Source organism: Streptosporangium sp. NBC_01755, assembly GCF_035917995.1.
Classification (GTDB): Bacteria; Actinomycetota; Actinomycetes; order Streptosporangiales; family Streptosporangiaceae; genus Streptosporangium.
This window is the reverse complement of the sequence record NZ_CP109131.1, coordinates 3,950,120-3,973,941: the sequence shown is the minus strand read 5'-3', so window position 1 is coordinate 3,973,941 and position 23,822 is coordinate 3,950,120. Positions and strand designations below refer to the sequence as shown.

Annotated in this window: 32 protein-coding genes; 15 read left to right on the top strand and 17 right to left on the bottom strand. The window is 68.5% G+C overall.

Translation table 11 applies throughout. The features are described 5' to 3' along the window. Positions 1 to 22: 22 nt before the first annotated feature. The 3 genes from OG884_RS19035 to OG884_RS19025 form a co-directional block, all read right to left on the bottom strand. Entirely contained in the window at positions 23 to 412 is a 390-nt protein-coding gene (locus OG884_RS19035) for a TadE family type IV pilus minor pilin (protein ID WP_326646721.1), read from the bottom strand. 430 nt (positions 413 to 842) lie between these two features. Next, positions 843 to 1,277, bottom strand: a complete 435-nt coding sequence (locus tag OG884_RS19030) for a winged helix-turn-helix domain-containing protein (protein ID WP_326646719.1) — start codon at positions 1,275 to 1,277, stop codon at positions 843 to 845. A 121-nt stretch (positions 1,278 to 1,398) separates the two neighbouring features. Next, positions 1,399 to 2,190, bottom strand: coding sequence for a GntR family transcriptional regulator (locus OG884_RS19025; RefSeq protein WP_326646718.1), 792 nt, complete (start codon positions 2,188 to 2,190; stop codon positions 1,399 to 1,401). A gap of 92 nt (positions 2,191 to 2,282) precedes the next feature. Between OG884_RS19025 and OG884_RS19020 the strand changes: the two genes are divergently transcribed. The 11 genes from OG884_RS19020 to OG884_RS18970 all read left to right on the top strand — a co-directional run bounded on the left by OG884_RS19020 (position 2,283) and on the right by OG884_RS18970 (position 10,519). Continuing rightward, positions 2,283 to 2,654: a hypothetical protein gene (locus OG884_RS19020; protein ID WP_326646717.1), complete on the top strand. Its 372-nt coding sequence runs from the start codon at positions 2,283 to 2,285 to the stop codon at positions 2,652 to 2,654. Next, positions 2,651 to 2,794 carry a hypothetical protein gene (locus OG884_RS19015; protein ID WP_326646716.1) on the top strand — a complete coding sequence of 48 codons (144 nt, stop codon included), beginning with the start codon at positions 2,651 to 2,653 and terminating at the stop codon, positions 2,792 to 2,794. Before OG884_RS19020 ends, OG884_RS19015 begins: the two co-directional genes overlap by 4 nt. 335 nt (positions 2,795 to 3,129) lie before the next feature. Further along, entirely contained in the window at positions 3,130 to 3,480 is a 351-nt protein-coding gene (locus OG884_RS19010) for a hypothetical protein (protein ID WP_326646715.1), read from the top strand. Positions 3,481 to 3,560: 80 nt separating this feature from the next. Beyond that, a complete protein-coding gene (locus tag OG884_RS19005) occupies positions 3,561 to 3,740 on the top strand; it encodes a hypothetical protein (protein WP_326646714.1) in 180 nt (59 codons plus the stop codon). Continuing rightward, positions 3,740 to 5,101, top strand: coding sequence for a hypothetical protein (locus OG884_RS19000; protein WP_326646713.1), 1,362 nt, complete (start codon positions 3,740 to 3,742; stop codon positions 5,099 to 5,101). The genes OG884_RS19005 and OG884_RS19000 overlap by 1 nt, the downstream gene beginning before the upstream one ends. Then, positions 5,098 to 5,544, top strand: a complete 447-nt coding sequence (locus tag OG884_RS18995; RefSeq protein ID WP_326646712.1) for a transcriptional regulator — start codon at positions 5,098 to 5,100, stop codon at positions 5,542 to 5,544. Before OG884_RS19000 ends, OG884_RS18995 begins: the two co-directional genes overlap by 4 nt. Further along, positions 5,541 to 7,031: a hypothetical protein gene (locus OG884_RS18990; protein ID WP_326646711.1), complete on the top strand. Its 1,491-nt coding sequence runs from the start codon at positions 5,541 to 5,543 to the stop codon at positions 7,029 to 7,031. Before OG884_RS18995 ends, OG884_RS18990 begins: the two co-directional genes overlap by 4 nt. 30 nt (positions 7,032 to 7,061) lie before the next feature. After that, positions 7,062 to 9,311: a hypothetical protein gene (locus tag OG884_RS18985; RefSeq protein WP_326646710.1), complete on the top strand. Its 2,250-nt coding sequence runs from the start codon at positions 7,062 to 7,064 to the stop codon at positions 9,309 to 9,311. Positions 9,312 to 9,521: 210 nt separating this feature from the next. Beyond that, a complete protein-coding gene (locus OG884_RS18980) occupies positions 9,522 to 9,851 on the top strand; it encodes a tyrosine-type recombinase/integrase (RefSeq protein WP_326646709.1) in 330 nt (109 codons plus the stop codon). A 152-nt stretch (positions 9,852 to 10,003) separates the two neighbouring features. Then, a complete protein-coding gene (locus tag OG884_RS18975) occupies positions 10,004 to 10,297 on the top strand; it encodes an HU family DNA-binding protein (RefSeq protein ID WP_326646708.1) in 294 nt (97 codons plus the stop codon). Between the two features lie 87 nt (positions 10,298 to 10,384). After that, positions 10,385 to 10,519: a hypothetical protein gene (locus OG884_RS18970; protein WP_326646706.1), complete on the top strand. Its 135-nt coding sequence runs from the start codon at positions 10,385 to 10,387 to the stop codon at positions 10,517 to 10,519. Between the two features lie 60 nt (positions 10,520 to 10,579). Here OG884_RS18970 and OG884_RS18965 read toward each other — a convergent pair whose 3' ends face one another. Then, positions 10,580 to 11,353: a phage antirepressor KilAC domain-containing protein gene (locus OG884_RS18965; RefSeq protein ID WP_326646704.1), complete on the bottom strand. Its 774-nt coding sequence runs from the start codon at positions 11,351 to 11,353 to the stop codon at positions 10,580 to 10,582. Positions 11,354 to 11,672: 319 nt separating this feature from the next. Continuing rightward, positions 11,673 to 12,980, bottom strand: coding sequence for a hypothetical protein (locus tag OG884_RS18960; RefSeq protein ID WP_326642826.1), 1,308 nt, complete (start codon positions 12,978 to 12,980; stop codon positions 11,673 to 11,675). A 330-nt stretch (positions 12,981 to 13,310) separates the two neighbouring features. On the opposite strand from OG884_RS18960, the gene OG884_RS18955 reads away from it, so the two are divergent. Further along, positions 13,311 to 13,763, top strand: a complete 453-nt coding sequence (locus OG884_RS18955) for an NUDIX domain-containing protein (RefSeq protein WP_326642828.1) — start codon at positions 13,311 to 13,313, stop codon at positions 13,761 to 13,763. Positions 13,764 to 13,816: 53 nt separating this feature from the next. Next, positions 13,817 to 14,770 carry a hypothetical protein gene (locus OG884_RS18950; protein ID WP_326642830.1) on the top strand — a complete coding sequence of 318 codons (954 nt, stop codon included), beginning with the start codon at positions 13,817 to 13,819 and terminating at the stop codon, positions 14,768 to 14,770. 52 nt (positions 14,771 to 14,822) lie between these two features. Here OG884_RS18950 and OG884_RS18945 read toward each other — a convergent pair whose 3' ends face one another. Continuing rightward, positions 14,823 to 14,945, bottom strand: a complete 123-nt coding sequence (locus tag OG884_RS18945) for a hypothetical protein (RefSeq protein ID WP_326642832.1) — start codon at positions 14,943 to 14,945, stop codon at positions 14,823 to 14,825. Positions 14,946 to 15,060: 115 nt separating this feature from the next. Between OG884_RS18945 and OG884_RS18940 the strand changes: the two genes are divergently transcribed. After that, on the top strand, positions 15,061 to 15,474 hold the full coding sequence (locus OG884_RS18940; RefSeq protein ID WP_326646703.1) for a hypothetical protein: 414 nt from the start codon (positions 15,061 to 15,063) through the stop codon (positions 15,472 to 15,474). Next, a complete protein-coding gene (locus tag OG884_RS18935) occupies positions 15,474 to 15,779 on the top strand; it encodes a hypothetical protein (protein ID WP_326646701.1) in 306 nt (101 codons plus the stop codon). The genes OG884_RS18940 and OG884_RS18935 overlap by 1 nt, the downstream gene beginning before the upstream one ends. Before the next feature lie 438 nt (positions 15,780 to 16,217). On the opposite strand, the gene OG884_RS18930 is transcribed toward OG884_RS18935, so the two are convergent. The 11 genes from OG884_RS18930 to OG884_RS18880 all read right to left on the bottom strand — a co-directional run bounded on the left by OG884_RS18930 (position 16,218) and on the right by OG884_RS18880 (position 23,820). Continuing rightward, a complete protein-coding gene (locus OG884_RS18930; RefSeq protein ID WP_326646700.1) occupies positions 16,218 to 16,631 on the bottom strand; it encodes a hypothetical protein in 414 nt (137 codons plus the stop codon). Next, positions 16,628 to 17,191, bottom strand: a complete 564-nt coding sequence (locus OG884_RS18925; RefSeq protein WP_326646699.1) for a hypothetical protein — start codon at positions 17,189 to 17,191, stop codon at positions 16,628 to 16,630. Before OG884_RS18925 ends, OG884_RS18930 begins: the two co-directional genes overlap by 4 nt. Positions 17,192 to 17,348: 157 nt before the next feature. Next, on the bottom strand, positions 17,349 to 18,095 hold the full coding sequence (locus OG884_RS18920) for an N-acetylmuramoyl-L-alanine amidase (RefSeq protein WP_326646698.1): 747 nt from the start codon (positions 18,093 to 18,095) through the stop codon (positions 17,349 to 17,351). A 2-nt stretch (positions 18,096 to 18,097) separates the two neighbouring features. Then, positions 18,098 to 18,400 (bottom strand): hypothetical protein, encoded by a 303-nt coding sequence (locus OG884_RS18915; RefSeq protein ID WP_326642845.1) that lies wholly within the window; start codon positions 18,398 to 18,400, stop codon positions 18,098 to 18,100. A 65-nt stretch (positions 18,401 to 18,465) separates the two neighbouring features. Further along, positions 18,466 to 18,870 (bottom strand): hypothetical protein, encoded by a 405-nt coding sequence (locus tag OG884_RS18910; RefSeq protein WP_326646697.1) that lies wholly within the window; start codon positions 18,868 to 18,870, stop codon positions 18,466 to 18,468. Further along, positions 18,863 to 20,689 carry a hypothetical protein gene (locus OG884_RS18905; RefSeq protein WP_326646695.1) on the bottom strand — a complete coding sequence of 609 codons (1,827 nt, stop codon included), beginning with the start codon at positions 20,687 to 20,689 and terminating at the stop codon, positions 18,863 to 18,865. Before OG884_RS18905 ends, OG884_RS18910 begins: the two co-directional genes overlap by 8 nt. Positions 20,690 to 20,717: 28 nt before the next feature. After that, complete coding sequence (locus tag OG884_RS18900) at positions 20,718 to 21,797, bottom strand: phage distal tail protein (RefSeq protein WP_326646694.1); 1,080 nt, start codon at positions 21,795 to 21,797, stop codon at positions 20,718 to 20,720. Positions 21,798 to 21,812: 15 nt separating this feature from the next. Then, the gene (locus OG884_RS18895; RefSeq protein ID WP_326646693.1) at positions 21,813 to 22,514 is read right to left on the bottom strand and encodes a hypothetical protein; all 702 of its coding nucleotides are present in this window, start codon (positions 22,512 to 22,514) and stop codon (positions 21,813 to 21,815) included. Continuing rightward, the gene (locus tag OG884_RS18890; protein WP_326646692.1) at positions 22,515 to 22,985 is read right to left on the bottom strand and encodes a hypothetical protein; all 471 of its coding nucleotides are present in this window, start codon (positions 22,983 to 22,985) and stop codon (positions 22,515 to 22,517) included. 110 nt (positions 22,986 to 23,095) lie between these two features. Further along, positions 23,096 to 23,563 (bottom strand): hypothetical protein, encoded by a 468-nt coding sequence (locus tag OG884_RS18885; RefSeq protein ID WP_326642855.1) that lies wholly within the window; start codon positions 23,561 to 23,563, stop codon positions 23,096 to 23,098. Positions 23,564 to 23,571: 8 nt separating this feature from the next. After that, entirely contained in the window at positions 23,572 to 23,820 is a 249-nt protein-coding gene (locus tag OG884_RS18880; RefSeq protein ID WP_326646691.1) for a hypothetical protein, read from the bottom strand. Between the last annotated feature and the right edge of the window lie 2 nt (positions 23,821 to 23,822).

The following is a 23,822-nucleotide window of genomic DNA, read 5'->3' as shown; positions in this document are numbered from 1 at the left end:
CCCTCCCCGGGGAGCGAAGGAGTCACGGGCCTACCAACTCCAGCCCTGGCTCGGTGACGGAGGCGGCACTCGCGTGAACGGTGACGCCCGGGAGCGAGGCGCCCCAGCGAGGCCTGACGTTCACCGACACCTCCACCCGTGCCACCTCCGCACTCCGGGTCACCGTGACAGTCGCGCCCGCGGGAGCCGCGGACAGAGCGCTGCCTCGGACCCGCTCAAGCGACTCGCCGCGTGACGCGGCCCGAGCCCCGGCCCGGGCCGCGTCCACACACTCCAGCTGCGCCTCGACCGCTGCCACCGCCCAAAGCCCGGCTCCCAGCACGACCAGGAGGGCGGGCAGCACCGCGGCTGTCTCCGCGGTCACCGACCCCCTGGTCCGGCGCGAGAGGGGCACCGCCACCCGGAGGATCATCCCGCCACGGTCAGCGCTCGGTTGATCAGAGTTGTGATCATCTGTTGAACGTCGGGACTCGTCACCACCTTGAACAGAAACGCCCGCAAACAGTACCCACAGACATCCGCCCAGCGTGTAAACCAAAGACGTACCGAAGCGCGTCATCAAGACGGGGCCGTCCCGCCCTCGCAGGGAGCCGGCGGGGCGGCCTTTCCTATGAAAATCAGGGGAAAAGCCCCACGCGGCAGGAATGTCATTGCAAGACGTACGTAGGACTCGCATTATCTTGAGATACGGGCAGCCGCATCTCTGGCCTGGCCTCCCCATGCGGGGGAAGGATCACCAGTCGGCCCCCGGAGGCGCGGTGCTGCAGCAGGGATTTGCAGGGCCGAGCCGAGGCGGCCCTCCCGGCGTTCAAGCCGCCGGGAGGGCCTGTCTCTGGAGAGGATCAGTCCCGGCCAAGGATCTTCAAGATGATCCGATCCGCGGGCAGGAGCTCCGTCTCACCGCCCTCGTGTTCCACGATGAGCAGTGGCACTCCTTCCGGCATATTGAATTTCGCCCGCTCTTCTGGCGTTGGCATTCGCGCGCTTACGTCAGCCGGCCCTGTGATGTCCATGGGCACCCGCTCCTCGTCGCGAACGTAGGACCCTCGGCGGCGTGTGGTGGAGATCAGCCCCTCGGCTCGGAGCTCCTTCATCGCCGCACGGACCGTGATCCGAGCGAGCCCGAACTCCTGCATCAGGTCCGTCTCGGATGGCAACTTCGCCCCGGGACCAAGCTCAGCCACCCGGTCGCGCAGGATGTCCGCGAGCTGTCTGAAGACCGGTGTGTAGGAGCCATGATCAATCACGATCTTGAGGGTATAGGCGCAGGTCAGCACCTACGTACGTGACTATAAGCGCTTGAACGCTTGTCAGTACCAGAGTCATAACGACCATCTGATCCGAACACGCAAAAGGGCCCACCGCCGATATCGGCGATGAGCCCTGGCCCGCTAAAACTCACCTCGCAGAGATGTCAGCCCACTCCTCCACCCGATCACCTACCGGGCCGGAGTAGCCGAGCACTGACGTCTCCGCCGGGATCACGATGTCGGCAACCTCGACCGGTCGACCATCGGCGAGATAGGTCCGCGCGACCGTCAGCACAATGGATCCCGGCGCTATCCCCAGCGCCTTCGCCTCGCCGGGCGCGGCCGGCCTCGCCGTGACGTCCTCCACCCAGTCGTCGACGAGGACGCCGATCTCGGCCATGCGGTGAGTGACTCCCCGCCCGGCCAGTGGGCCATCTTCAGGGAATGCGGCGATCGTGCCTTTGGTGAGGGATAGCGGCTCATAGGAGTCCGACAGCATCCACGGCTGATCGTCGCCGGTGAATACGTACCGGGTGTGCATGACATCGGAGGCGTCGCCGGAGGGTTCATCGAGGGCGAGGCGCGTTCGCACCTCTGGCGGCGCCTGGATGGTGGCCGATTCGTACATCCAGCCACCACGGCTCCCCTGCTCCAGTAGCGCGGCGGCGAACGGAGACCCTGCCCGGCGTTCGCGGTACCAGGAGCGGACGATCCGTCGGGCGGTTGGCCGTTCGCGGACGAATACGCCTGCGCCTGGCCGGGACACGACGTGTCCCTCCTGGGCGAGTTGGCGGATCGCCTCGCGTACCACGCCCTCGGCGACGCCGTGCTCGGCGGCCAGGTCTTGGCGCGCGGGTAGGCGGGTCCCTGCGGCAAGTTCGCCGGTGACGATTTGTCGCCGAATGAGCGCGGCGAGTCGAAGATAACGGGGCTGATCCACCCACCCAGCTTGACAGCCGGATATCCGGCTTGCAAGCTGGCTATACGAATAGCGAGCCGGATAGCCGGATTGCTCTCCCTTGGTGGTGACCCATGCCGACCTTCACTCAGGACTACCCCGCGCTACCTGGCAGCATCGACGCAGCCGTGCAACACGCCCGTACTGTCGTTAAGCAATGCCAGCCTGATCGTGTCGACGACGCCGAGCAGGTCGTTCGGGCCCTCTTCGCGGACGCACTCACCCGTACCCCCCTCGACGGCAACATCAGCTTCATCACGGCCGTCGACCTCAGCCACGTCCGTTTCGAGATCCACGACGCCAATACGCCCGTGCCCGGCGCGCTCGCAGATCCAGGGGCGCATCGGCTGGTGTCGGCCCTCGCTGACCGCTACGGCTCCGGCGGCACCCGAAATGGACACAAAGCGTGGGCTGAGCTGCACGTCCGGCAGGTCGCGCCAGTATGAGCAGCGCACCCGCCGAATCCGCATCGGAGCAGTGCCCCAAACCTCGGGACTGGCGTACCGGCCACCCCGACTCCCCGCAGATCCGCGCCGCCATCGTCTCCTCCATCTTGGCCACCTGGCGGGAAGCCTGGCCGCCGTGACAGCACCCCCTCCCGAGCCGCCCTCCCGTCCTCCCGGGTTCACCTGCCAGAAGTGCGGGCTGCCTCTGGAGCGGATGTGGTCCCTGTACGTCGGCCACTTCTGGGGCACCCGGGAAGGCGCTCTTGGCCCGGGTCAGTGCCAGAAGAACGTGTTCATGGGTACTGCCTACGGCCCGCACACTCCGCCCTCATGATCTCCCGGCCGCCCCTGTCAAAGGGTGGTGGCGGCCGGTGCACAACCCCTCCAAGGGCAGCGCGCCTGCTCTCGGAGGGCGGTGGCCTCGCACGGAGGGGTGCGAGGCCACCCACACGACCCCGCCCATCCGAGGAGAACCGTGACCGACCCCGCCAGCACAGCACCCACCGATGCCATCGAGTACGGCGTGCAGTGGACACCCAGTCGCGGCCAGCCGCGGGTGGAGACGAGCCCGATCGCCGAGGCCCACGCCGAAAGCCTCGCCCGTCGGCTGCGCAGAGTCCAGCTGCTGTTCGAGCACGACCCGGACGCCGTCGTCGTCTACCGGGCGGGGCAGGACGGCGAGTGGAGCACCACCCGCCCCGGCGAGGTCCCCCCGCGACCACTCAGTAAGACAGCCGACGAGCTCCTGCAGGAGTGCCTGAACTGGCTGGCAGACCCCGACATGCCAACCCTAATCGACGACCCCACCAACCCGCTCACCCCCTGAACGCAGAAGACCCCACCCGGCGGCAACCGGGCGGGGCTTCTACCTGGCACGACGCCCCAACCTCACTGGAGCCCGAACCAATGAAGCACGTTAGCGGCACGACCGCCCCCTCTGCGCCCACCAGTCCGGACCTGGACAGCCTCCCCCTCCTGCACAGCCGCACCCTCCAGCAGGTGCCTGCCAGATGGCCCGACGGTGAGGCACCCAGCATGAGACGCGCCTACGACGCCGAACTCGCCAAGCAGAGCAGGGGCGCGTGATGCCCCGGCGCCTGCTGCGGAGCCGCGCTGAGCGCGCTGCGGACAAGGCCGCCGCCGAGCAGCTGGCCGCCCGCGCCAGCATCGAAGCGCAGCGCGCCCGCGACCAGCGGGAACTGGAGCACCTTGAAGCCGAGCAGGAAAAGCTCAAGGTCCGCTCCCAGCTCACCGCCGAGCAAGGCCGCCTGGCCGAGCAGGAGACCGAGAAGCGCAAGACCAGGCGGCGCCACTTCCGTAGCCGCGTCAGCCTCGCCGTCGTCCTGGCCTCTGCGAACATCGGCGTCAACGCCGCCGCCGTCCTCGGCCAGATCCTCGCCCTGATGTACGGCCTGAGCTGGGAGTGGTGGCAGGCTGTGCCGCTGGCCGTCGTGGTCGAGTCGGTGGCGGTGAACGTCGGCTACCTCGCCCACGACAAGATGATCAAGGGGTTCAGTGCGTACGGCCTGCGCCTGCTGTCCTACGTCATCGGCATCGGCGTCGGCCTCTTCAACTACAGCCACAACTCCGGCCTGACCGAGACCCAGGACTTCGCCGGCGTGTTCGGTGCCGCCTCCGTCCTGTCGCCGGTGCTGTGGCAGATCTACTCCCAATGGCGGCACTGGGAGAGCATGCGCGAACAGGGCCTGCTGGAGCAGAGACCGCTCCGCTTCCCGCTGCTGCGATGGGTCATCCCGTCCCTGCGGGCCGAGACGTGGGAGGCGTTCAAGTACGGCGTCGCCGAGGGCGTGCAGTCCCCAGAGGTGGCGTTGGCGGTCGTCCGGTCGAGGAACACGGCGGGGAACGCTCAGGAAGCGATCCGGGAGGCCGAGCGTGCGCTGATCGCCGTTCAGGCAGACGCGCTGAAGCTGACGCTCACCCACCTCGCGGCGGTCTACCACGACCTCGACGGCGAGGACCCGAAGGGAACGGAAGCACGGCAGAACATCGCTCGGTTTATGGCGCGCTTCACCCCGTTCGTTCCGCCGCTCGACCCTGGCCAGTGGTCTCCGGAACCGGCCACTGAGGGGCATGAAACGGGAACGGAAGCGGGAACAGCGAAGGAAACAAAGAAGCCCTCTGAGCAGGACAATGACCACGCCCGCGACTTCGTCAGGGAGTCCATCAGGCGTCGCAAGGTCGTTCCCACCGCACTCGCCGTTGGCGATGAGTTCGGGTTCTCCAAGAGCTGGGGTTACGACCGGGTGGTGGAGGTCCGGGAGGAACTCTCGGCGAAGGGCTGGGTCTTCCCCAACAGCGGGCCGCCGGTCTCTCCTGCCGCCTCCAAGCGGATCCCCGCCCGTTCCCTGGAGGAGTCGCCATCGGAGGAGCCGGCGGTACTGAACGGCGCGACCGTTGGAAGCGGCGCAGTGGGCGGTGCGGCGTGACCGCTGAGACCCTCGCCGCCGCCGTCACGTTCGCCGCAGCGTTCGCCGCCCTGTTCGCCGCGCACTCCTTCGGCGATCACTGGGTGCAAACCCACGGCCAAGCCTGCGCGAAGGGCGCCCCCGGCTGGGCCGGCCGCTGGGCCTGCGCCAAGCACGTCGCCACCCTCCCCGCCACCAAACTCATCGCCCTGGCCGCGGTAGCGCTCATCACCGGACTCCACCTCAACCCGGCCGCCGTCGCCATCGCCCTGCTCATCGACGCAGCGAGCCACTACTGGGCCGACCGCCGCACCCCCCTGCAACGCCTCGCCACCCAGCTCGGCAAGCAGGACTTCTACCAGCTCGGCGCCGGCCACCTCGGATCTGGATCCCATGCTCTTGACCAGAGCTGGCACCACCTGTGGATCTTCGTGGCCACCCTCATCATCGCCGGAGGCGCATGATGACCGCCAACACCCCCGAGACCCCGCCCCCGGACGAAGAACCGTGGCAGGAACCCGAAGAGCCCCCCGCCCCGCACCCGCCCCGCCAGGACAAGACGGCCAAGGACGAGCCACCCGACATGGGCCTCCCAGCCGGGCAGCTGCTCGCGGGCCTGCTGGGCACGCTCACCCTGGGCGGCTTCGGCCTCTACCAGACCCTCGGCGCCCTCGGCCTGCTGGCCGGCGCCGGGGGCACCGCCGCGTGCGGCGCCGGATACGGATACTGGCGGTGGCGGCGCGCGCACCCGGGCCGGAACCGTTCACGCCGCGAACGCGGGTCGAAGTCCAGCCACCACAGCCCGGCGGGCGGGCGGGCTGGGCGGCGGATGACGTTCGGCGCCACCACCGGACCCGGCCGCACCGCGGCGGGGCGTGGTCGTACCTCAACCAGCCCACGGATGCCGTCGCTCAGCGGCCGATCCGGGCGAGCGGCGGGCCGGCACCTGTTCACCGGCGGCCGGGGATCGCCTGGCCACCACACTGGAGCCTTCCGCCCAAACCCCAAGCACCCGGTTCGCAGCCGAGCGGGAGGATCCGGCAGCCGACGGGCAGCTGGCGGAGCAGTCCACCACGCCGGGACCGTTCGCGTCGCAGCCCAGCGACTGGCCAGCACCGGACGCACCATCCGCCGCCGGGCTGCCTCCCCCCGCCTGGACGCTCACGCCGCAGACCTGGCCCGCCGGGCGGTCGGCGGCGCACGCGGAGCCCGGCACCGCCTCGTCCAGGCAGGACAAGCGCTCCGCCGCCGAACCGCGTCCCCACGCCTGGACCAGAGGGCAGCAGAAGCCGCTCGGCGGGCGGGCCGGTGGATCGACCAGCGCACCGGGCAGCGGGCCAGCACCGCCTGGGCAGCCGCGCTCGAGGGCGGCCGGGCCGCCGCCGTGACCGCGCTACGCAGCCGCTACCGCAGATGGGACGCCGAAACCGTCGCCGCCCTGGTCGCCGGGTGGGCATGGCTCACCCGCCGATGGCGCCGCCCGCCCGCTAACCCCACCCCCTGCCCGCCGCCGGAGCCAGCCGCCCCGGCCGCCGGAGCCACCCCCGCCGCACCCCAGCCGCAACCAGCCCCCTCCGTCCCCCACCCAGCCTCCGCCGGAAGGACACCCCCCATGAGCTCATTCACCCTGCTCCAGGCCGCCATCGAACTGCCCGGCGCCGCAGCCGCCTACCACAGCGACGACATGATGGACGTCGACGCCCACATGGAAAACCTCGACGAGGTCACCGCCTCCGTCGCCACCGGATTCCGCATCTGGGCAGACCGGCTGCGCGCCGAATACCCCATCCACGAGGACGTCGTCGAGCGCCTCGAAGAGATGTACAGCTCACTCGCCAAGATCGGCGCCCAGGCCCAAGAAGTCTCCGAGGTCTTCAAAGCCCGCCACGAAAAGGACATCGCCCGCCGTGTGACGCCGCGCGTCGGCGAACGCAAGTGGAACGTCCAGTAACCCGCCACACCTGCACGAAAGGGGGCCCGGGTGGGCGCCACCACCACATCTCGGCCGCGCGTTGACTGGTCGCTCAAACCGCGCGGCCCGGTCAGCGCCGCTGGCATGGGCGCGCTCGGCTTGGCCACGCTGTCGCTCGGCGCGGGCGAGATCGCCGGACTGTCCCCGTGGTGGGCGGTCGGCCTCACCTCCGCCGGAGTAGGCGCCACCCTGCTGTCCGGCGCCGGCACCGACCCGCGGGCCCTGTGGTATCGGCTCAGCTGCTGGGCTGGTGCGGGCGGCTGGCTGACGTGGACGATGGCCGCCGGCCTCGACCAGCCCGAGGCCTGGCCAGCCCTGGGGGTCGGCTCCCTGCTGGCCGGGCTGCTGGCTGGCTGGGCCAACCGGCCGCCGCTGCCCGGCCCGGCCGCCACCCGCGCCGGACACCGGGCCAGCACCGCGATGGTGCCGCGTCGTCACATCGCCCTGGCCGAAGACTGGCTCGACCGGATCCGCCGCGTCTGCAAGGTCCGCGTCGAGGTCATCGAAGCGCGGGACTGGCCCACGAAGGCCGGGTTTTCGATGCTGCTGCGCCTACCGCAGGGCGGGGCGACCATCGGCCGCCTGGATGGTCACCGCGAGGGCCTAGCGTCGGATGCTGACCTGCTGGACGGGTGCGGGGTGGAGTTCACCTCTGCGGGTCGGCGCGGCTCCTGCTGGATGCACGTGGCCACCGTCAACCATCTGGCCGAAGACCTCGACCACCCCCGCGACTACAGCCCCCGCTCCGTTTTGGACGGCATCAGCCTGGGGGCGCACCGCGACGGCAGCCCCATGCGGGTGCAGGTGCGTGAGCCGCGCATCATCGTCGTGGGCACCACGGGCAGCGGCAAAACCGGCACCCTGCACACCATCACCGCTGAGCTGGGGTTCTGCGTCGACAACCTCACCTGGCAGCTCGACCTCAACGGCGGCGGCGTCTCCCAAGCCTGGCTGGCCGCCTGGCTTGCCGGGGAAGTCGAACGGCCCGCGGTCGACTGGGCCGCGCCGTGCGCGGAGGAAGCGCTGCTGATCTCGCACGCCCACACGGTCATCGCCAAGGAACGCAAAACCGCGTACAGCAAACGGCGGATGGAGGCCAACTCGCAGCTGCTGCCCATCGGCGCCGACGTGCCGCAGATCACCGAAATGCTCGATGAAGGGTTCGAGGTGCTGTCGCAGACCATCCGCGATCCGATCCAGGCGGCGATCCGCGACAACCTGGAGGAGTCGGCGCGGATCGGCCGCAACGAAGCCTGCCAGGTGCTGGTGTCGGCGCTGCGCTCCACCAGCAACACGCTGTCCACCGACCTGCTGGCCTTGTTCCACAACCGGCTCATCATGGCGGGCGGCGCCCAGAAGGAGATCGACTACTTCTACGACTACACGCGCGGCCCGAAGGTCGAAGACCTGGCCGGGCCCGGCAGCGGGTTCGTCAGGCTGTTCGGACGCCAGGAGATTCGGGCGTGGCGGTGCTTCAAGATGGAGCCGGGCCGCGACATCCGCCCGGCCAGCTTGGCGATCTCCGTGATGCGGCCGAACCTGGACGCGCCCAGCGCCGCTGCGGCGGGGCGGGCGTACGCCACCCGGCATTCCCGGATGCGGTGGCTGTTTTCCACTCCGGAGGACCGCGTCCACCTGGTCCGGCCGGAGCCGATCGAGTTGCCCGGCGTCACCGATCAGCGGGGCAAGCCCATCATCTGGGATCCGGCTCTCACCCATCCGGCCGCCGACGCTGGGGCCGCGGTCGGCGGTGAGATGGAGCCGCGGCCGCCGGTGCAACCCCCGGCCCCTCGGGAGGCGGTTGGCTCCTATCTGAAGCTGTTGAAGGGCGGGACGACGTCGGGGTGGGCGGATCCGGCGGCGCTGGTTGCGGCGGCCCGCGCGGAGCGGATCGCGTCCGGGCAGGCGCCGATGCCCGCCCGGCCCGCGGCACCGGGCCCGGTGCACGTTGAGCAGATCCACGAGATCCGTGTGGGCGCCGAGGTGCTTCTGCCCGAGCTTCTCCGCCGGGCGCTGGCGCTGCCCTGGGACGAGGGCCGCTTGCACAGTGAGGTCATGGCGCCCGCGCTGGGCATGACCGAACACGAGTTGGCCGCGCTGCTGGGTGCCATCGGCGTAACCCGGCCGCCCAACGCGTTCGAACGTGGCGGCCGGCGGCGGCGCGGCTACGAGCGCCAGCACCTTCTCGACGCGGCCGAGGCGATCCGCTCCGGCGACCTGGAGGTGCCGCCCGAAGTGGCCGACTGGCCGGCAGCCTGACCCCCACGTGGCACCCACACGTGGGAGTCCCACACCCCCACAACCCCCACGTGGCACCCACACACCCCTCCGAGCTGCGGATACGCGGCCTTGTGGGGGGTGTGGGGGTCGCCCAAACACCCCCCTTTCTCCGGCTCTGAGGGCTCTCAGCCCCCCATCCCGGCTCCCACACGGGCCACACACTCAAGGAGACGCAGATGGCCAGATGCGATGGAGGCGTTGACCGCTTACCTCGTGGGGCGCGGCTTCGCGCAGGGGCCGTTGTTCGCGACCGCGAGCGGCCGGCCGATGCTCACCGGAGACATCACTGATCTTGTGAAGCGGGTCGCTCGGCAAGCTGGCCTACATCGTCCTGAACGTGTCACTCCGCACGCGCTTCGGCACACTTTCGCCACGCTGGCCATAGAGCGCGGTGCGTCCCTTGACGAGGTGTCCGAGGCTCTTGGTCATGAATCAACGGATACGACCAAAATCTACGTTCACGCGTTGAGGCGTCTTGAAAATGATCCTTCGGTCAAGGTTGCGAAGGTCCTGTGGTGACTTCATCGATAACGAGGATTATGCGGGTGCACCCGCGATCTTGCAGTCGAGACCCTCCGAACCTCGTTCGACTACAGCATTCACAACCGATATGCAATATTCACAGCACACGAACCGTAAAGTCTGTTAACACGATCAACACAGGAGAAGCTGTGAACAAGAAGGAACTCGTCGACGCCATCGCGGACCGAGTCGGCGACAAGAAGACCGCCACCGAGGCCGTGAACGCGGTGCTCGACACGATCCAGGCCGCCGTCGCGTCCGGCGACAAGGTCTCGATCACGGGGTTCGGTGCTTTCGAGATGGTGCACAAGCCGGCCCGCACCGCCCGCAACCCCTCGACGGGTGCCGAGATCCACGTCGCCGAGTCGTGGGGGCCGAAGTTCAAGCCGGGTTCGGAGTTCAAGGAGCTCGTCAATGCGGGCGGCAAGAAGGCTGCGGCCTGACCCTGTACGGCTGGCGCCCCTGCCCTCGGGTGAGGGCGTTGCTGTGTCTGCCTGCGAACGATCAGCGGCCGGGGCCAGCATGGCGGCATGGACACCGAGCTGAGCGCCGCGATCAGCGCGCTGCCCCGCCTTGGCCGTGACGCCGCCCTGGCCCGGCTCACCCTCGCTGCGGGTGGGACGCGGAAGGATGCGGCGGCCATCATGCGGGGCGAGCAGGAGTAGCCCTGAAAACAACGACGAGCCCCCGCCCGTTCCCTGGCAAGGGCTCGCGCGTCTAACGACTTACGGCAGCGGCTGACGGCCCCACAGGTCCACCACCAGGTCCACACCCCGCGGAGTCGCGTACGCGACGGGGAAGACGAAGCCGTTCTTCGTCTCGGTCTTCACCTCGAAGTGCCCGGAGCGCTGACTCGTTGCCCGCGGCAGGTTCCGGCCGCCACCGCCCTGGGATACCTGACGGCGGAACAGGCTGATCTCGACCAGCCAATTCGTCAGCGGCTTGACCGTGGTGCGCAGGATGTCGGCCAGCTCGGTCATGCCGATCAGGCCTTCGGAGTTGCAGTAGGCGTCCCACTTGCCGGCCTTGGGCTTGGCGACCTCCTGCTCCCGGCTGAGCTCCTGCTCCCGCTCCAAGACGGCGAGATACTTGCGTGCCATCTCGATCTCGGTCATGGGCTTGCTGGTGGCGTTCTCGGCCTCGCGGGTCTTGATCGCGAAGTACGCCTGGGCGGCGGCAACCTGAGGCTTGTTGGGGTCGCCGTTCATCGCGACAAGGTAGGCGGCGTAGCGGTTCAGCCGGTAGTCCACACGCGGCGCACCACCGGTGTCTTCTTGCCTGATCCGGCAAAAAGCCTGCTCAGAGTAGGTGGCAGTGTTCTCCGCCGAGCGGATGGCCCGATCGATGGAGTCCTCGAAGCGGCGCCACTGCTCGTAGCCCATGACGACCTGGAGTTCACGGGCGAACCAGTGTTCGCCGTTTTCGTCCTCATGGCGGATCGCGTCGAACGGGGACCCTGACTCGGGATGACCGGGGACGGCAATGGTATTTTCGGGCACGTCAACTCTCCTATATAGGGTTGGCCACTCCCGGGGCGGTCTCATCCACCGTCGCCGGGGTTTGTCGTACAGCTCCCCATATGCCTACCACCCGGGGCCGACAGGTTGTGAAGACCGAATCCTGCTCTAGATGTGGCCCGTATCGATGCCGTCCTGTTATGTCTGGTAACCCGTGAGGCGTGCGGGGCGTCTGAGAGTTGGTCCCGGCTCCGGCGAGGGGAGTCGGGGCCCGAGCAACGTGAGAGCCCCGCCGCTTCGGAAAGCGGCGGGGCTCATCCCCGCAGACGCGAGGCCGACCTGGTTCATGGCAGGAAAGACGCTAAGGCAGGGGGCGCCTTCCGGCCAGCGCGGTTGCGAGTTCCCGAACCCCAGCCACTCGGGGATGCACAGCAGTGAGGTCGTCAGCGATCCGCCGGATCTTGGGCCGGTCACGCACCTCGCTCGGCGCCTCCCTATAAGCCTCAAGCAGCGCGCTCGCCGTCTCCTCCGGCCGGCCCCGCATCCACCAGGCCCGCGCCAGGTCGGTGTGCAACCGTCCCCTGCGCTCCGGCGTCGGATACATCTCCGGCCGCAGATCCTTGCCCACCTGCAGCGCCGCCCCCGCGTCACCGAGTGAATAGTGGATGTTCATCCGGTACATCCGCGTGAACGGCTCGGCTTCCGGTTTGCCCGTCAACGCAACCAGACGCTCAGCGGCCCGCTCAGCCTCCGCGAGCCGCGCAAACGCCTCCTCCCGATCATCCGCCTGGCTCGCCGTGTAGGCGGAAGTACACATCAGCCGCAGGTACGTGCCCAGCTGCGGTGCCTTGCGTAGCCCCATCACCTCCAGGGTGTCAGCGGCCCGCTCCACCACCCGCGTGGCCGCGTCATGCTGCCCGGTCGTACGGAGCATCATCCCCATCGCCCGAGCGGACGCGCCCTGGGCCACCGCATCCTCAGACCGTTGCGCGTACAACACCCCATGGTCAGCGGTGCGGAGTCCCGTGTCCTTGCGGCCCACCTTGTTCAAAACATCGGCGGCGAGGTTGTAGCAGGAAGCCAACGTCGCCCACCCCGCTGGGGTGTCCACCCGCTTGGCGGTGTCGAGAGCAGCCGACAGCAGAGCAGGGAACTCGGCCAATAGCGGCGCGAGCGCGCTGATATCGAACTGGCCTCGCGCAGCCTGCAGACGCTGCTGGATTTCAGCGAGTGCCGCGGGGCGGCTGGATTCGACAGGAACCGCGAGAGCGGCTTCAAGGTCCAGCAGTAGATGCAGCGGGACAGCGACCCCCGCCACTCCCGCCGCTTTGATCAATGTCCTGCGCTCCATAGGATCCTCTCTCTCATCGTCGCCGAAGTTCCTATTACGGCGTTTCGGTGTCGGCAATCCCAGACGTTCAGCAGAAACCCCGTACAACCGGCACAAAACCTCGCTGTACACGGACCCCGGCTTTCCTTGACCGTGCTCCCATTTGCACAACATCACCGTATTGACGTCCGGTCTTTCCAGCCCGTCTTCGGCGTACAGGGCCGCGATCTCCTCGATCGCGCGAGCGCGACTCCACCCGTGTGCCAGGCGCCACGCCTCCAACGGCAGCATCTCAGGAACTTTTTTGAGGATTTCGGCGCATATGTCCGGCGCTTTCATCCCGCGGTCCCTGCATGTGAGGCTGACAGTTTTGGCCTGCCTCAAAAGCGCGGCTCGTTGTGTTCGCTCAACACCCATCGCAACCCTCCGGCGCAACAACCTGCAATCGACAGTAACCCAAACGTCACCTCGAACATTGTCAGCTGACAATATTCGCCATCACTGGCATTGATGACGGCCACCACCGCGCCGCACCCTGAAGCCAGCACGCCAAACCAGCAGGCAAGACACGCATCCAACGTCCCCCATTCCTGTGGAAGACCGCCCCCTGGTCCGCCAAGGTGAACAGGAACGGCGCCACACCCCGGCGCCCAACCACCAGGAGACCCCGTGAAGCACCTCATTACCCGGGTTTGGCGTGCCCTGGCAGGCCCACTCCAATGGCGCATCCTGTGGGTCAGCCACGCCAAGTTCATGATCGGCGTCACCGGCATCGTCCGTGACTCTGACGGCAACGTGCTCCTCCTTCGGCACCGGCTGTGGCCGGAACACCGCCAGTGGGGTCTGCCCACCGGCTACGCCAACAAGGGGGAACGCTTCGAGGACACGATCGTTCGCGAAGTACGCGAAGAAACCGGCCTGGACGTTCAGGTCGGCAAGCTCGCCCACATCAAAAGCGGCTACCAGCTGCGGGTCGAGATCGCATACGAAGCCTTGGTCACCGGCGGAACCCTCCGCGTCGACTCAATGGAGATCCTGGAGGCGAGATGGTTCACACCGTTCAATCTGCCCGACGGCATCCAGGAGTCGCATCGGCTCCTGATCCACGACAAGCAGGAGTAGCCCTTGGACTCCTGACCCCCAACGAACACCTGGCCGGCTCCCCCGCCGACCGTGTGGCGCTCACCGAGCGGCTCGCCGCCCAGCGGGCGACCGCCGGCCTCGACCAAGCGCACCCGAACGTGGTGTTCTCGCTGTTGCCCTGGGTGCTGGCCGACCTCGGCAGCGACGCCCTGCAGGTCTTCTACACCGGCGCAGCCATCTTGGCCGACCGGTACGAAAAGCTGGGCCTGCACCGGCTCCTGCCGACCGACCGGGTATGGGTCGGCGTCCGCTCCACCCGGGCCGGCGTCTTCGGCGGCTTCCACCACGCCGGGCAGGGGTACCGGCACCTGCAGATGGGGGCCGTGGTCACCCGCTACGGCCGCCTGGACCAGGCCGTGGCGGCTCCGGAGCTGGTGGCGTTGGACCTGCTGCGGGCCTACGCCCACGACTGCCTGCACTACGGCTCCTACCGCGAATACAGGCTGCGGCATGGTGAGCTCGTCCGCACCCGGTACGGCATTAACAGCCGCGGCGAGGACGGCCGCACCTACTCGGCTCCCGACCCGGCCGGGTCCATCTCGACCCGGAACCTCGGGGTGGTGATGGAGGGCGCCACCGACCGGGAGGCCTCGGCCATCGCCCGGCAGGCGGCCCAGCGAGCAGGCGTCACCGAGCCGGACGGAGTCGACCGCTTCGCGTTCCGCGACGTCACCGGACGTCTCACCGATGCCGACCTGGCGCGTCTCCCCCTCCATCAGGCCCCGGCCGAGCAGCGGACGGCCGGCAGGCGGGACTTTCTGGCCTCGCTGGGCTCCTACACGCGCGGCGTGAACAACCGCTACAGCGTCTTCCTGGCCGAGGTCGGAGGCAGCGAAGTCGATGAGCTCCACACCGTCATCGTGTCCTCGATGATCAGCGGACGCCTGGCCCCGCTGTCGGCCTGGCTCGACCAGCGGCACGGCCCGAGGACGTTCGCCGTACTTTTCCGGGCCGCTTCCTACCGAGGGCCCGAACCAGACGCATAAACCACGTGAAGGCGCCCCGCCGGTCCGAAGACCAGGCGGGGCGTTCGCGTGTTCAGGCTCGGGCGGTCGTCTCCTGCGATGGCGGCGGAGCGTCCGTGATCTGCTCTACGCGGGCGTGTACCTCGTCGTAGGCGCGCTGAGCTTCGATCAGGTCAGGCGGAAAGTCGTAGGCCATCGTGCTCCAGTCCCCGAGGTTGCGGGGAGATCCTACGGGGTGCCGGTCCTGGGGCTCCAACCTTTTGCATACCCGCCCCTATGCAAGCCGCCTCACATAGTGCATAGTGATAGCTATGCAGACATCGACGGTGACCAACCCCCTCGCACTCGACATCGAGTGGCGCGGCGGCATCAACCCCCTCCACGAAGCGTTCGACGCGTCCCGCGTCGCCGCCCTCACGGCCAGCATGGAAGCCAACGGCTGGGACGGCCCTCCAATCGTGTGCGACCGGGCGCTACGCGACGCCGGCCAGGACCAGGCGTACACCGGCAGCCACCGCATCGAGGCATGGACCGACGTCCAGGACGACACCCAGGCGCCGATGCCATGCGCCTACATCGAGGACATCTGCGACCGGCACGACATCGATTGGTCCGCCCTGCTGGACGACGCCGACGGCAACGGCTACGACGCGGTCATGGCAGCGATCATGCTGCTCCCCGCCGACGTCTGCGAGGCGTACGGCCTCGACGCCGGAGGTCTCTGATGTCGACCGACCCCACCACCCAGGGCTATGAGGCCGACCCCGCCGACGTCGAGGCGCTCCTCGACACCGCGATCAGCGACGCCCTGGAGGAGCCCGACCCGCTCATCCGCTACACCCTGCTGTCCAAGGATCTGGTGCTGTACGAGGCCCTCGTCGGCCGGATCGCTTTGGAGCGGGCCCGTGCGGCGGCGGCCATGTGGTCCCCGGGCGGCATGTCCTACGAAAAGATCGGGCAGGCCCTCGGCATGTCTCGCTCGCGCGCCCAGCAACTCGTGGAGCGCGGGCGGGTTCTGCCCGAGCGGTAGCCTTACAACGCGAAAGAGCGCCGCCACTCCCCTGCTGGGAAGTGGCGGCGCTCTCGTGTGTGCTGTAGGCCCGCACACGAGGAACGCCCCCTCGTCCGGAGACGAGGGGGCGAACAGGAGACATCGGTCGTACGGCCGCACGCCCGATGACCCGCCACCATTATGGCGGACCCGCGAGTTTGAGTAGATGAATTCGCCAGCGCGAGGGGTGATCAAACCACCTCGGCGGGCGCCACGGTTTCCCGTGGCAGAGGTGAGCCGCCCCGCCAGTCCCGGAGGACGGCAGGAAGCAAAAGCCCGAGCACCCATCGAGGTAGGCGAACCAATGCCAGCGGTTCGCGCCGGACCTGAACCGGGGACGGAAGCCGCTGGCGGGCTGCCGAACCGGTGGCGCCCCGGGCGCTACCCCGATGGGTGCTCGGACGAGGTGATCTCAGGCTACATCTGCGACGGGCGAGCCTCGTGGTAGTTCTCCACCACGACCTTCAGCCCAGCATCCGGGGCGCCGCTCGGCTTCGACGTCTGCCGGATGAACACCGCGACCACCAGGCCGACGAACGTCATCAACCCCACCGTCTGCTCAGGGGTCACCTTCCAGCCAAACGTGACCGCCAGCGAGATACCCGCCTGCACGAAACCCAGGATCGCCGCTTTGATGCTGCCGCCGTTGTCGACGCCGGTCGTGGTGAACGCCACCCACACACCAGCGGCAGCGAGCACCACAGCGTTGATCACCGCGACCTGCGCATCCGACCACGGCAGGAAGAACGCCGCCGCAAGCTGAACGCCCGACGCGACGAGGGAAGCCAGCAGTGCGGGCTCCCCCGTTAGCTCGCTGTTGTTCGTCGTCACTCGTCCACGACCTCACCGGCGACGAGCTCGATGGTCGCGGTACCCGCCGGCACGACGTCGACGGCGTGGGTAACCGACAGCGGCTCCTGCCCCTCCGCGGTCTCGTCCTCGATCGTGACAGTCAGCACCGCCGAACCCGGGGCGCCGGACACGACCACGCAGGTCTGCTCGTCCTCCGCCACCTGCAGCTCCGCCACGGACGGGTCGTCGATCGACCATGTCACGTTCGGCCGGGTCGGGAAGCCGGCGGCGTCCCGCGCGTCGATCGACAGCTCGAACTTGTGGCCCGTGTTCATCTGGGTCATGACTTCGCCTTCTCTCTGAGGTGTGCCAGGCGGCACGTCTGCGGCCTCGTCGACGACGGGGCCCGGGATGAGGTGGATGCGGGTGGTGCCGAGCACGTAGGCGGCCAAGCCGTCCGCGAGCCGGCGGATGCTCTCCTGCGCGGCCCGCTCGGCGACCTGCCGGTCCACGCCCGGCAGCAGGGTCAGCGGGCCGTGCAGCACCGCCGCGGCGTGGAGAGCGGCAGCCCGCGCCTGAGCGCGGTCGGTCAAGGGCATGGCGGCCTCCAGCGGATGATGGCCGCCCGGGCGCGGACAGCGAAAAGCCCCGGCCAACAGGTCCGGGGCGGCGGGTCTGGCGGGCAACGATCAACTCTCAGTTGAGAGTTGCCGGGATCTGTTCGTCTCATCAGCAGCTGCAGAAGCGCCGCCTCGATCACGCGGGCTTCTCCGGCGGCCGCCACGACCAGGCCGACTCCCAGGTGGCCTCGTCCACCCTGCCGGTGTCCGGCAGACCGACCGCGCGCTGCCAGGCCCGGCACACGCCCCGCGACTGGGGGCCGTACCAGCCGTCGACGTCGATGGTCCAGCCGCGCTTCGCCAGCCGCTCCTGCCACGCCTTCACGTCGGCGCCGCTCATCATCGGATCTGCCAGCTCGAGGACCCGGCCCGGCCACAGGGCGACACCATCCCGGACGACGACCTTGATGGGCTTCTCCGCAAGCTCGTCGACCGGCATCCCGGCCTTGACCCACGCCCGGAGCACCGACCCCGGGCAGGAAGTCGCGTACCGGTCCCCGTGGCACAGCTGCAGGAGCTTCCGCTCGGCACGCCGGCAGGACTCCTCATACAGCCGCCGGATCGACTTCTTCGCCGCCGGGGTCGGGTTGTTGGTGCCGATGAACGCCACCGAGATCCCGGTCTGGTTGTGGCCGGGGCAGTGCGCGCCCACGACGGTCCAGCCGCGGCCCTCGTAGACCGTGCCGTCCTCGTCAACGAGGAAGTTATAGCCGATGTCGTTCCACCCGTTGGTATCCATGTGGAAGTCCTGGATGGCCCTGACCAGCTGGCTTTTCGCCCCGGCGGTGTGGTGGACGAAGAACTCGGTCCGCTGCCCCCAGGTGACGGTGTAGCGGCTGCGGGGCGGACGAGCACCCCACTTCTTGCGGGGGATGATGTCCATGGTCAATCCTCTCTGCGCTGGTCGAGAGTGACGGCGAGCGTGTTCTCCACGCGCTGCACGGACCGCTCGACACGGTCCACCGCGTCACGGGCGCTATGGCCACCGTTTGGCAGGAGCTGCGCCTCTATGGCCTCCAGCCGGGCCATCACCCCAGGACGGGCCGGAACCCCGGGGCGGGCCGGTTCGCCCTTCCAGTCGTCCAAGGCGTCGTGGCCTTTCTTGATGAGGGCGAGGAACTTGAAGACGACGGCGCCACCACCGGCCAGGACGGCTAAGGCCACGCAGATGGCAAGAATGTCGGTCACACAGGGGCTCCGTTTCCAAAGGGGTCAGATGGCGATAAATGGCCGGATCCGCCGGACGGCACGTCTTAGGTGGCGATGAGGGGTGCTGCACGCAGAGACGACAGCAGCAGGTCGAGCGCGACCTTCGTGCCGGCGGCGTCGGCACGAAGCGCGTTGATCACTACGGCGTCGCTGCCGGACGCGCTCCCCGAGGTGAAGTTCGGCGGGTTCGCAACCGCGATGCCCTGCGGGAACGGCGGGGTGATCAGCTCGTGTACTACGCCGCCACTGTCCTTCCAATACGGGTCGCCGCCGGACGCGAACAGGTGCCCGCCACCGGCGGGGGTGGGCGGCGATGCCATGTTGCCGATCTTCCAACCCGCAGACGCCGACGTGAGCGGCGACTGCTGGCGAAGCAGAGCGCGGAGCTCGTCCACCTCGGCGCGCAGCTGGCGAATCTCAGCGGACAGGTCGCCGGGAAACTTATCCACCGGTCACCTCGATTCCTTCGAAAATCAAGTCGGCTTCTTCCTTGCCGGACTCGCGGGAGGTCGGGGTAACGCCGATGCCGATGATGCGCCGTACCCGGCTGTGGGGAAGGTGCCATTCGTTGTTCAGAAAGATCCGAGCCTGATCGCCCAGGCTGTTGGGGGTGAACGTCGGCTCAGCGCCCAAGGCGACGGTGATGGAGTCCACGCGCAAAGCGCCCGGCGCGGTCGCCGCCCAGTACGCCGCGTAGTCCTCCAAAGTCTGCTGCTCGATGACCGACGAGTAGGTGAGGGTGCGGTCGATGCGCGGCCAGCCCGCCGCGAGATGCGCCTCCGCCACATGGGGGTCGGACATGAGCGGCACACTGCTGGTCGAGGCGTCAGTTGAGATGCTGCTTCCGCGGGCACGCCACGAGGTGGCGCCACGCAGCGCGTCGACCTGCTCACCCAGCTCAAGGATGTCGCCGCCGTTCGGGCTGTCAACGAACACATGGGCGACCGCATCCGATCCGAGCGTGGGGTAGCCCCACACCCAGTGCCGCTCCAACCCGGCGGGTCCGGCGACGATGTTGATGGCCCATTCGAAGCCGGACTCGACCTGTGCGAGCTCGGTCAGCCGTTGCCCGTAGGTGGCCTCGTTCGCGGCGTAGGTGCGGTCCTGGGGCACGCCCGAGCTGCCGCTCTGGAGGGCGAGGTTGAGGCTGGCGTGCGGCTGCCCCTGCATGTGCTGCAGCAGGCTGCGGGCGATATCGATCTGGTCCTCGGAGACGAACTCCAGCGCCTCCTGAAGCTCAACATGCAGCAGGTAGGCATCCATCGTGGATCCGCGCAATTGGATCGCCGGAGTGCCGCGGCGGGACCGGGACAGCTGCGTGGCGGTGATCCAGTACTCGCCCCAGCAGACCCCGCCCCGGTAGACCTCACACGTGATGACGCCGGGGCCGATGGACAGGTCCGTGATGCCGCCCACGCCTTCCTCATCGCGGGGGATGACCCGGGCGACCCGGGCGGCGACTTTGCGGGACGGGATCGGGATCGTCGCGCTGAACGTGCCCGGCTGGAGGATGCGCTTGTCGAGGCTGACGCCTCGCAGATCCAGGTCGTCCAGGTAGGTGCCGTCCCACCTGCGCAGCACATACCGGTACAGAGCGGATCCGCGGCCCGGTGTGAACGGCGGAGGCGGCTCCGGGGCAGGCCCCGCGTCGCCCTCTGCGAGGCTGATTGAGACGCCGACCCCGTACCGCTCCCCCGCCGGAAGGGAGAGCGTGAAGGACTTCGCGCCGGTCGACGTGCTGGAGGCGATCTGCTTGGACGCCGCCGCGGACGTGAGCAGGTCACCGCTTTGCCGGCTGCCGCGCAGCGCGTACCCCGGCGGCGGCGTCCAGGTGACGGTGCCGGTGATGCCGCCGGTGATGGCTCCCGCACGGATCTCCAGGTGCGTGGCCGAAGCTGCGGTGACCGGCGGGGTCACCACTTCGCCGGCGAACGTGATCACGGTAGCGACCTTGGGGGGGATGGTGGTGGAGGCGTCCCGGACACAGATGATGTGGACGATGCCGTCAGCGTTGACCGGCTGGGAGAAGCTGAAATTCGTGCCCTCGCCGCCGGTGGCGGTGCGCCGCCACACCCGAGTCGCAAGCTCATCGTCAGGGTTGCGGCTGGCCATCGTTGTCCAGCCGCTCGCGGACACCCCGGACAGGCCCGAGTCGCCGAAGTAGACGGCGATCAACACATCGCCCTCGACAACCCCGGACGGTTTCGTCACGCTGATGGTGGGCGCGGTTGCGGAGCCGATCGACTGAGAGCGCACACTGATCGCCACGACTCACCCCCAATCGGGTCGTCGCAGGTCAGATCCAGGCGTCCCGGTACAGGAAGACGGCCCCTCGGCCGCCGCCAGAGCCGGTGGTGTAGGTGATCGGGTTGCTGCCTCGCGCCAGCACGAAATCGCTCACTGGGGCTGAGGCGCCGGTCAGGGTGGACATGACGCTGACGCCGCCCACGGTCGCGTTACCGTCCGCCGTCTCGATCAGCAGCCGTTCCCCGTCGGCGAGGGTCAGCGAGAACGCCAGGGTGCGGCCCGTCGCGGAGTTCGCCAAGGTCGGGTTCGTGGCCGGCCCGTCCAGCCTGATGACTGGGTGGGTTGAGATGTTGCCCGCGTTGGCCAAGGCTGTGACGACCCCGACCGGGACATCCACACCCGTGCGTGCCAGGGCGTAGCGGCGCGGGTCCGCGCACGCGATCAGCACCGACACCGTCGGCAGACCTGCGTTGTAGTCGCCGTCCATGGACACGGCGCGGTCAATGACCTGGCCGTACGCAAGCTGCGGATCCCCGTGCCCGCGGATGACCAGCGGCAGCGGTGTTTCGTCCTCGGGGAGGCCGGTGACGGCGTCGATCTGCGTCAGCAGGTCATCGATCAGCGTCGGATCCGTGGCCGAGTTGGGTTGCAGGCGGATCGTGACCAGGCGCTGCTGGGCGAGTTTCCGCCCGTCCCACGCCCCGTGCTGGGCGGGTCTGGACACGTTGAGGTTGTCGACGCCCGGCAGACTCCGCCACCCGTCGACCGGCACCAGCACCCCGATGTCTGTGCCAGCTCCCCACAGGGTGGTGAGAGCCCACTCGACCTGTCCCGGCTGGGTGATCTGGTCGCCGGGCAAAGGTGGCACAGCGGCTACGAGAGTCGGGAACTCATCTTCGGTTTCGAACGCCGCCAGGGTGAAGTTCTGCCCATAGGCCAAGGTCAGCGGCGGGAACTCGTCTGAGGTCTCGAACGCTGCCAGGTACAAGTTCGCGTTCGGGGTGACCACCTGCAGCGGCGGGAACTCGTCTGCGGTCTCGAACGCGAGCAGATGCAGGTTGACCTGCAGCGTGTAGCGGCCCTTGACGACGATCGGGCGGTTTGGTCTGGTGCGGCCTAGGCGAGCCACCGGCCACCGCCTCTCTTACCAGGACGCGGCGCGGTGGACAGCAGCGGTGGACAGCACAGGGCGGCGCCCTGCAGGGGCCGGGAGGGAGGCGACGGCGACGGTGATCCCGTGCCGGTAACCGACCGTCAAACTGGCGGTGAAGTTGACTGTGCCCGTCGCCACGTTCGAGGTGAGAGCCTTGACCGCCAGGGACGCCATGGTGTTTCCACCGGCCTGCTGGTCGCTTTCCTCGCTGTACCCCGGCGGCGGCGTCCAGGTGCCGGCCTCAAAGTCGGGGTAGGCGGCAGCCCACCGCAGCTCCAGGTCGCTGGATCCTGCCGGGGTAATGCCCGGGGTGGGGGCGGTCGCGGAGAAGGCGTCGTTGCCGGTCTGCGCAACCACCGGCGTCGTGATGTCCGCTCCGACAATGGCCGCGATCGCCACACATCCTCGACCGGCCGAGTTTTGCGTGAAGGTGTAGTCCGCCGGCTCGGAGCCGCCTGCGACTTTCCACCACACTTTGCTTCGTAGGTCGAAGCTGCCGCCGCTGCCGCGGGTAGCCAGTGACTGCCAGGTGGCGCCCCCGGTAGGGGTGCCCATATTGGCCAGCGTGCCCTCGTCCGTGCTGTGGAACGCGATCAGGATGTCGTCTGCCGCCGTGCCCGCCGGTTTGGTGATGTTGCCTGAGCCGGTGGCATTGAGGGTGCCCGTCGCCACCGCCCGCAATGCGGCAGGCACCTATGCCCGCTCGAAAAACATGGTCGCCCTCACACTGACCGTGTCAACGGCGGTGAAGCGCAGCACGAACCCATGGTCGGGGGCGCAGTCAGGGGTGTCTCCCAGCGGGATGTCGTACATGAGGACGCCGCCGTTCGGCGACAGTGGGATCTCCCCGATGACGGTCAGCACGGTCGGCTCCGTCGTCCAGTTCCGGGCGGCCGTGACGCCGTGCGCAATGGTTCGCCCGTACACCTGAGCTGGGGTCACGGAGGTGGAGTTGGTGCCGGGCGCGTTGGTGGCCCACGTGCAGTAGCACAGCTCGCAGACGACGGAGGCGTCCGTGGCATCCACACCGGTGAACCCCCACCACACCTTCTTCAGGTCGAGGCCGAACGCCTCCCCTGACTTGATGCCGAGCACGCTCTTAGCGGTACTCGCGACGAGAGAAACGGCGGCGCCGGTAACGACGCTGTATCCAGCCTTGGCCACAATCGGCCCCCTTACATGCGAAAACCCCGCACGCTGGCGGGGTCGAAAAGACGAAAAGAGGGGTGCATGCAAAGGCCCGGAGGACATCCCTCCGGGCCTTCCGTATGTCACTAGGCGACCTGCCCCAGGTGGGCTCGACGCCAAATCCCATCCGTATGTGGAGTGATTGAAAATACTCCGTCGGCGGTGGTGTACTGCTGGCCGAAGTAACGCAGTAGCAGAGCCAGATCGTCGCTGGCCCGGTAGATCAGCAGCCCTTCAGCGGTGAGGGTGGTTTCCGTCCACTCCAGCGGGTTGATCAGCCACCCCGACTTGCCGGGCGTGCTCACCAGCTCGGCGAACGACACCACCTCGATGGCCTGGCCGCCCGCCGAGTAGCCAGGCCCAGAGGACTCCCCGGCGTCCCATGGAGCCGCCCCATAGGCCGGGGAGGTCTGGGAAAAGTTCGGGGTCACCGACCCTGTCCACAAAGCCCCCACGAACACTCCCGGGGTGGTGTCTCCCAGGTCGAGGGTGAGGTTGCCGTTGTGCAGCTGGACCTGAGGGTCCACGAACACGGCATCACGCGTGAGCGCCACAGCGTCTCCTAAGGCAAGTTGATGTTGACGTGCTGGCGTTCACGCCCGCGGGCGGTTTCACGGATGACGTCGTTGCCGAGCTGGTCACGACGCCGCTGCCAGCGGGTGCCGTCCTCGGTTCGGCCCTCCACCACCTGGTCGCGGGTCACCCACGTGCGATCACCCACAACCACGTCCGCGGTGTGGCCCTCGCCGAGCGGAGCACCGCCGCGTAGCCACGCCCCGAACGGGCCATCGACATCGGGATCCCAAGGCATGG